6 protein-coding genes and 1 pseudogene are annotated in these 6,892 nt (G+C 65.1%); 3 read left to right on the top strand and 4 right to left on the bottom strand.

Translation table 11 applies throughout. The features are described from left to right. Positions 1 to 113: 113 nt before the first annotated feature. Entirely contained in the window at positions 114 to 251 is a 138-nt protein-coding gene (locus IPK20_19140) for a hypothetical protein (protein MBK8018621.1), read from the bottom strand. Continuing rightward, positions 224 to 1,438, bottom strand: a complete 1,215-nt coding sequence (locus IPK20_19135; protein ID MBK8018620.1) for an ATP-binding cassette domain-containing protein — start codon at positions 1,436 to 1,438, stop codon at positions 224 to 226. The genes IPK20_19140 and IPK20_19135 overlap by 28 nt, the downstream gene beginning before the upstream one ends. A 600-nt stretch (positions 1,439 to 2,038) precedes the next feature. Between IPK20_19135 and IPK20_19130 the strand changes: the two are divergent. Next, a pseudogene (locus tag IPK20_19130) lies at positions 2,039 to 2,457 on the top strand (PepSY domain-containing protein). 43 nt (positions 2,458 to 2,500) lie between these two features. On the opposite strand, the gene IPK20_19125 reads toward IPK20_19130, so the two are convergent. Next, on the bottom strand, positions 2,501 to 3,415 hold the full coding sequence (locus IPK20_19125; GenBank protein MBK8018619.1) for a DMT family transporter: 915 nt from the start codon (positions 3,413 to 3,415) through the stop codon (positions 2,501 to 2,503). Between the two features lie 277 nt (positions 3,416 to 3,692). Further along, positions 3,693 to 5,372 (bottom strand): dihydroxy-acid dehydratase, encoded by a 1,680-nt coding sequence (gene ilvD / locus IPK20_19120; GenBank protein ID MBK8018618.1) that lies wholly within the window; start codon positions 5,370 to 5,372, stop codon positions 3,693 to 3,695. Positions 5,373 to 5,503: 131 nt separating this feature from the next. On the opposite strand from ilvD, the gene IPK20_19115 reads away from it, so the two are divergent. Together IPK20_19115 and tsaE are read left to right on the top strand one after the other, a co-directional pair. After that, positions 5,504 to 6,415 (top strand): LysR family transcriptional regulator, encoded by a 912-nt coding sequence (locus IPK20_19115; GenBank protein MBK8018617.1) that lies wholly within the window; start codon positions 5,504 to 5,506, stop codon positions 6,413 to 6,415. Further along, positions 6,412 to 6,888, top strand: a complete 477-nt coding sequence (gene tsaE / locus IPK20_19110; GenBank protein MBK8018616.1) for a tRNA (adenosine(37)-N6)-threonylcarbamoyltransferase complex ATPase subunit type 1 TsaE — start codon at positions 6,412 to 6,414, stop codon at positions 6,886 to 6,888. The genes IPK20_19115 and tsaE overlap by 4 nt, the downstream gene beginning before the upstream one ends. Positions 6,889 to 6,892 lie beyond the last annotated feature (4 nt).

Here is a 6,892-nt window from a genome sequence, read left to right as displayed (position 1 = left end):
TCGCGAACAGAGCCCCGACCGCGAAGGTGCCGGCTCGCGCGAGCCGGCTTGCATCCGGGGCCGTCTCGACATCGACGGGCGGAAGCAACAACCGTCCGATGCTCGCGCTCATTTCAGCCCTCCGTCCGCGCGGTGAGCTGCCGGGCCACGACCGGGGTATCGGGAGGCGCGGACTCCCGCGTGAGGTTCGTGATGACCTCGGCGCAAGTTCCGCTCAGCTCGATCACGCCGTTGCGCAGCAACGAGCGCACGATCGACGCCTGCCAACAGCGCCGGGCGATGGGTGATCAGCACCCCCGCCGTACCGCTCAACTTCAGGCCCTGCAGGGTACGCATCAGCGCTTCCTCCCCCTCGCCGTCCAGAGGGGCGTTGGGTTCGTCGAGCACCACGAGACGGGGTTGCCATACAGCGCGAGCAAGCGCGATGCGCTGCGCCTGTCCGCCGGAAAGCCCGGTGCCGTTCGCCGATCACGCTGTCGTACCCGCGCGGGAGGCGCAAGATCAGGTCATGGACGTTTGCGCGTATCGCCGCATCGATGACGGCGCCGGCATCCGGTTCACCGAATCGGGCAATGTTCTGCGCGACGGTACCGGCGAAGAGCTGCACGCTTTGAGGGAGGTATCCCAGGTGGGGGCCGAGACGGTCGCGTGACCAATGCGCAAGGTCGGCGCCGTCGATGCGCACGGTCCCGGACGTCGGTTGCCAGATGCCGAGCAGCAGGCGCGCAAGCGTGGACTTCCCCGAACCGCTCGGACCGATGATTGCAAGGCTCTCGCCTGCACCGATCTGGAGACCGATTCCGCGCAGAACCGGGCGATCCAGGTCGCGACTGCCGTAGACGAGCCGTTCGACCTGTACGGCACCGGTCGGTGCCGGCAGCGGAGTGGCCTCTCCCGCGGGTGAGGCCCCGGACAGCACGGACCGAAGGCGCCCGTGATCGTTCCGGGCATCCACGAACTGCTTCCACCCCGTGATCGCGCCTTCGACCGGAGCGAGCGCGCGGCCCAGCAGCACGGTGGCCGCCATCATGATGCCTGGCGAAGCATGGGCGTCGATCACGAGCCATGCTCCCGCCGCCAGCATGGCGATCTGCACCAGCTGCCGCAGAGCGCGGCCGGCGCCCCGCCATCGCGCCTCCGGCCTGGCTGGCCACCGCCTGGGCGTCCAGCGCCGTACGGAAGCGGCCTGCGACATCTGTCGTGCCATGACCTTGGGGCCGGCATCGAGTTCGAAGGCGATTCCCGCACTGGCGAGCAATCGGCCCCGCAGCAGATCGAGCCACAGCAGTACCAGCAAAGCTGCGAGGGTGCCCAGTGTAAGTACGACGAGCGTGGCATCGCTGCGCGAGGTGAGCACACGATCGAAGACCTGCACCATGTAGAGCGCTGGCACCAGCATGAGCAGGTTCACGCAAAGACCCAGGATTCCTGCGTGCACGAACAGCGGGCGCAGGGGAGCGAGCGGAGTCGACGTTGGCGTCGCTGATGATGGAACAACGCCTGATCTACCGAATCGGGCGAATCGGCCAGGACCGCCCTGCGTGTCCGGGGCTCAGACGGGATTCGCACTATGCCGTTTGACCGGGCCGGGTCCAGGTCTCCTTGTTGGAACTCGAGCGCAGCTCATCCGGGCCGAGCGGGACACTGCACCCTTTCCCGGAGAGGAGGGGTACGCAACGCCGGCGGGAGCATGAGTTATCCCTCGATTCAATTGGGACTTTTGCTTACCACAGACGTGAACTCATTCCCTGATTGACTTTGGTCAAGCGATGGCGGAACGACGGGCGCATACTGTATTTATTCCGCCCCACATAGGAGAAGTTCCGGATCGACGAAGCGTCGGCATTCGAGTCGGGGATCCGACCGGCCTTGGCGACGGAAGTTATCGTGCGATTCCCCGGACTGCCCAAAGTGGGGCCGGACGATCCAACCGCACAACTTTGGAGCTTCAAATGAAGAAATCACTCTTGACCGTAGCCGTTCTTCTTGTCGCCGCCCCGTTCGCCGCCGAGGCGCACAACGGAAAGCTGAGGACTGCATGAAGGCGGCACTCGCCAGCATCCGGGCGACGTCGTCACCCTGGAAGCGGAGATCGAGAAGGGCAAGCCGATCTACGAGTTCGACATCAAGGGCAAGGACGGCAAGGAGTGGGAAGTGGAGTGCAGTGCCAAGACCGGCAAGCTGCTCGAGGAGGAGCAGGAAGTGGCGGGACCGGATGACGCTGCCTTCAAGGCCAAGGCCAAGGTGTCGATGGAAGACGCGAAGAAGACCGCGCTGGAGAAGCGCCCCGGCGAAGTCGTCGAGGTGGAGTATTCCATCGAATCCGACGGCAATCCTTCCTACGAATTCGACATCCGCGACGCGAAGGGCAAGGAGTGGGAAGTGGAAGTCGATGCCGTGACCGGCAAGATCATCGAGGAAGAGGAAGAGGTCTATCAGATCGGCGTCGAGCCGTGACCGGTTGACAGCGCCGGACGCCTGCGCGGGCGTCCGGCATGCTTCACGTTCCGCTACGTTTGCGCCACGCGTCCGTCATCGAGCGCCAGTTCACGATGACCAGCGACGCGATGATTCCCGCCAGGCCCACCAGCAGCCGCCAGGTGATCGGTTCGCTGAGAACGAGCGCGCCGAGAACCGTTGCCGAGATCGGATTGAACGTCACGGCCAGCGCCACGCGAGAAGGCGCCGTGTGTTCCAGCGCCCAGATCCACAGAAAGAACGTGAATGCGCCGCCAAAGGACATCAGGTAGATCAACGCCGCCCACCCCGATGGCTTGATGGCGGCGAAGCCGCTGTAGTCACCCGATGCCACGAGCGCTATCGCGATCGCGACGGCCCCGCCGACGATCATGATCGGTGCTACGACCAGGGCCTTGTACTTTCTCAGTGCGTAGCTGGACGCGACGTTGTAGAGGGATCCGGACAGGCTCGCGGCGAACATGTACAGATCGCCCTTCCAGGCCGATTCGGTCGTCGCGGTCAGCCGGTCGCCGAGTGCGAATCCCACGGCACCCAGTGCGATCGCTCCTCCCAGCACCTTAACGCCCGTGAAGCGCTCGCGCCCCACGATCGATGCGAGCACGAGAGTGATCAGAGGCTGAGTGGAGAGGATGAGCGCGCCACGCGCAGCGGTGACGTGCGCCAGACTCATGGTGAAAAGCCAGGGGAACAGCGCGAACTGCACGAGCCCGAGCCCCACCACGACGGGATAGTCGGATGTTGCGACGCGGCCCGGCCGGCGATGCAGGAAGACCGCAAACATGACGATGCTCGCGCCGACGAAACGCAACAGGATCGTGGGCAGGACACCGGCGTCCGGAACGACGAATCGCGTCGCCACGATGGCGGACCCGCCCAGGGTGCTCGAAAGCGCTGCAGCGAACACCGCCAGAAGCGAGATCGGCAGATGCTTCAAACGAGGTCCCCTGCCAGCGGGCTCGATACCGAGATACGGACCGCCCCATGGTCACCCTGGGTAGCTTGAGCGTGCGTGGAGGCCAACGAGGAGCAGCGTGCCTGTATTGCTGCCGGCCACCCGGATGGACGGCACGATATGAAACGGCGCGCCACTTGTGATGACGCGCCGCCCGATGCAGGGCTGCCCCGATAGTACCGCCCATCGACTCTGCTCCGGGCAGCGACAGCCGCCCGGAAATTCGCGCTCGTACCCTTGAAGTGGAAGATGCAGATCCTCAGGACTGGTCCGTCACCGCACCCTTGGATGCCGTCGAGACGAGCTTGATGTACTTGCCCATCAGGCCGCGCGTGTAGCGGGGAGCCGGCTGCTTCCAGTTTGCACGGCGACGCGCGAGTTCCTCGTCGGAGATGTTCACCTGGATGAGCAGTTGATGCGCGTCGATGGTGACAGAGTCCCCATCCTGCACCAGTGCGATCGGTCCGCCCGCGAATGCCTCGGGCGCCACGTGGCCGACCACCATGCCCCAGGTGGCGCCGGAGAAGCGGCCATCGGTGATGAGGCCGACGGATTCGCCGAGGCCCTGCCCGATGAGCGCGGAGGTGGGAGCCAGCATCTCCTGCATGCCGGGGCCGCCCTTCGGTCCTTCGTAGCGGATGACGACGATGTCGCCGGCCTTCACCTTGCCCGACACGATCGCTTCCATCGTCTCGTTCTCGGAATTGAAGACTTTCGCGGGACCGGTGATCTTGGGGTTCTTGAGCCCCGTGATCTTGGCCACGCAGCCTTCCGGAGCGAGATTGCCCTTGAGAATGGCGAGGTGGCCCTGCTTGTACATCGGATCGGACCAGGGACGGATGAGATCCTGGTCCTCGCGGCGCACCGGATTCAGCGCGGCCAGTTCCTCGCCGATCGTGCGGCCGGTGATGGTCATGCAGTCGCCGTGCAGCAGGCCGTGGTCGAGCAGCATCTTGAGGACGACGGGGACGCCGCCGGCACGGTTGAAGTCGGTGGCGACGTACTTGCCCGAGGGCTTGAGGTCGCACAGCACCGGTGTGCGCTGACGCACGCGTTCGAAGTCGTCGATGGTCCACTCGACTTCCGCCGCGGAGGCGATCGCCAGGTAGTGCAGCACGGCGTTGGTGGAACCGCCGGTCGCCATCACCAGGCTGATGGCGTTCTCGATGGACTTGCGGGTGATGATGTCGCGCGGACGCAGACCCTTCTTGATGGCTTGCACGAGCACGCGGGCCGATTCGGCCGCGGAGTCCGCCTTCTCCGGATCCGGGGAGGCGATCTGGGACGACCCCAGCAGGCTCATGCCCAGCGCTTCGAACGAGGACGACATCGTGTTGGCCGTGTACATGCCGCCGCAGGCGCCCACGGTCGGACAGGCGTTGCGCTCGATGCCGTCGTAGTCTTCCTTCGACATCTTGCCTGCCGTGAATGCGCCGACGGCCTCGAATGCGCTGACGATTGTGAGGTCCTGCCCCTTCCACTTGCCCGGCTTGATCGTGCCCGCGTACACGTAGATCGCCGGCACGTTCATGCGCGCGATGGCCATCATGCCGCCCGGCATGTTCTTGTCACAGGCCCCCACGACCAGCACGCCATCCATCATCTGGCCGTTGGTCGACGTCTCGATGGCATCGGCGATGACTTCGCGGGAGATCAGCGAGTACTTCATGCCCTCCGTCCCCATGCCGATGCCGTCGGTGACGGTCGGCACGCCGAACGACTGGGGCATGGCACCCGCGTCGGACAGCGCCGCCATGGCACGGTCGACGATCGGCTGGATGCCCGCGTTGCAGGGATTCATGTTGGAGTGGCCGTTCGCCACCCCTACGATCGGCTTGTCGAAGTCCGAGTCGCCGAAGCCCACGGCACGCAGCATTGCGCGATTGGGGGCACGGTTCACGCCGCCCGTGATGAGCTTGGAGCGCCAGTTGTCGGCCATGGTAGTCCTCCTTGAAATCGTGGTGTGGGATCGCCGCCGGAGACGCCGGAGGCTAGCCGGGAGCCGGAGTTTGCGCGGGCCCAAGTGGGCTGTCTAATATATTGTTCTGGTCGTTTTGATACTTTCCGGATATGAATGTCGAGTTGCGACACCTGCGCTATTTCGTGGCCGTGGCCGAAGAACTTCACTTCGGCCGGGCCGCCGAGCGTCTGCACATTTCGCAGCCTCCGCTGTCCATCCAGATACGCGTCCTGGAGGACATCGTCGGCGCGGCGCTCTTCCATCGCAGCCAGAGGCGGGTCAGCCTCACCAAGGCGGGGGAGGTGCTACTCGCGGAGGCCCGTCACATCCTGGCGCGGGTCGACGGAGCCATCGCGGCCTCGCGCAGCGCGAGCCGCGGAGAGGTGGGTGAACTGAGCATCGGCTTCGTGAGCACGGCCGATTACAACGTGCTTCCGCCGCTGCTGCGCGAGTTCCGCACGCGCGCTCCCGGTGTCCGGCTCACGTTGCGAGAGGCGACGACCGACGTCCTGCTCGCGGCGCTCGTGGAGCGCACGATGGATGCCGGTTTCGTGCTGCCGCCGGTGGACGATCCGGAACTCGAGTACTGGCCCATCCACCGCGAACCCTTCGTGGCTGCCCTGCCGGAATCCCACCCGCTCGCTCGGGCCACGGGCAAACTCCGGCTCAAGGAACTCGCGGACGCACCGTTTCTCATGTCACCCCGATCGCATGCGCCAAGGCTCTACGACGACATCGTGTCCTTCTGCCAGCGCTGCGGGTTCAGCCCCCGCGTCGAACAGGAGGCCGTCCAGATGCAGACCATCGTGAGCCTCGTCTCGGCCGGAATCGGCGTTGCCCTCATCCCCGCCTCGCTCCAGCACCTGCGCCGGACCGGCGTGGTCTACCGTCCGATCGCCGAAACGGGCCCGCTCACGGAACTCGGACTGGCCTGGCGCCGTGGCGACTCGCTCGCGACTTTGAAAATGCTGCTTGACGTGGCTTCGTCCTGCATCGGCACGGAGCGGCAGGTTCGCCTATGAACTCAGCGCTCGCCGTGACGCTTCAACTACCCGCGGAGGAAGACACGCTCGCGCTCGGATCCGCGCTCTCCCGCGGGATCGAACCGGGTGCCCTTCTTTTCCTGCAAGGCGACCTGGGGTGCGGCAAGACGACCCTGGTGCGCGGCCTGATGCGCGGCCTGGGGTTCGAAGGACGGGTGAAAAGCCCCACCTTCGCCCTGGTTGAAGCTTACGAGCTTTCTAGGTTATCCTTGTACCACTTTGATTTGTATAGATTCGAAGATGCCCAAGAACTTCGCGATTCGGGGCTCCTGGAAAACTTCGAAAGCGACGCCGTCTGCATCGTCGAGTGGCCGGAAAAAGCGTCCGGATCTCTCCCCGTCGCGGACCTCACGGTGCAGTTGTCGCTCGCCGTGAGCGGAGGCAGAACCGCAGTACTGGAAGCGCGTACCCCACGAGGCGCTCATTGGCTGAAGGCAGCAAGACTCTGTTGAGCCG

Source organism: Betaproteobacteria bacterium, assembly GCA_016713305.1.
GTDB lineage: Bacteria > Pseudomonadota > Gammaproteobacteria > Burkholderiales.
The sequence above is the reverse complement of the archived record's forward strand: the minus strand, read 5'-3'. Positions and strand labels throughout refer to the sequence as shown.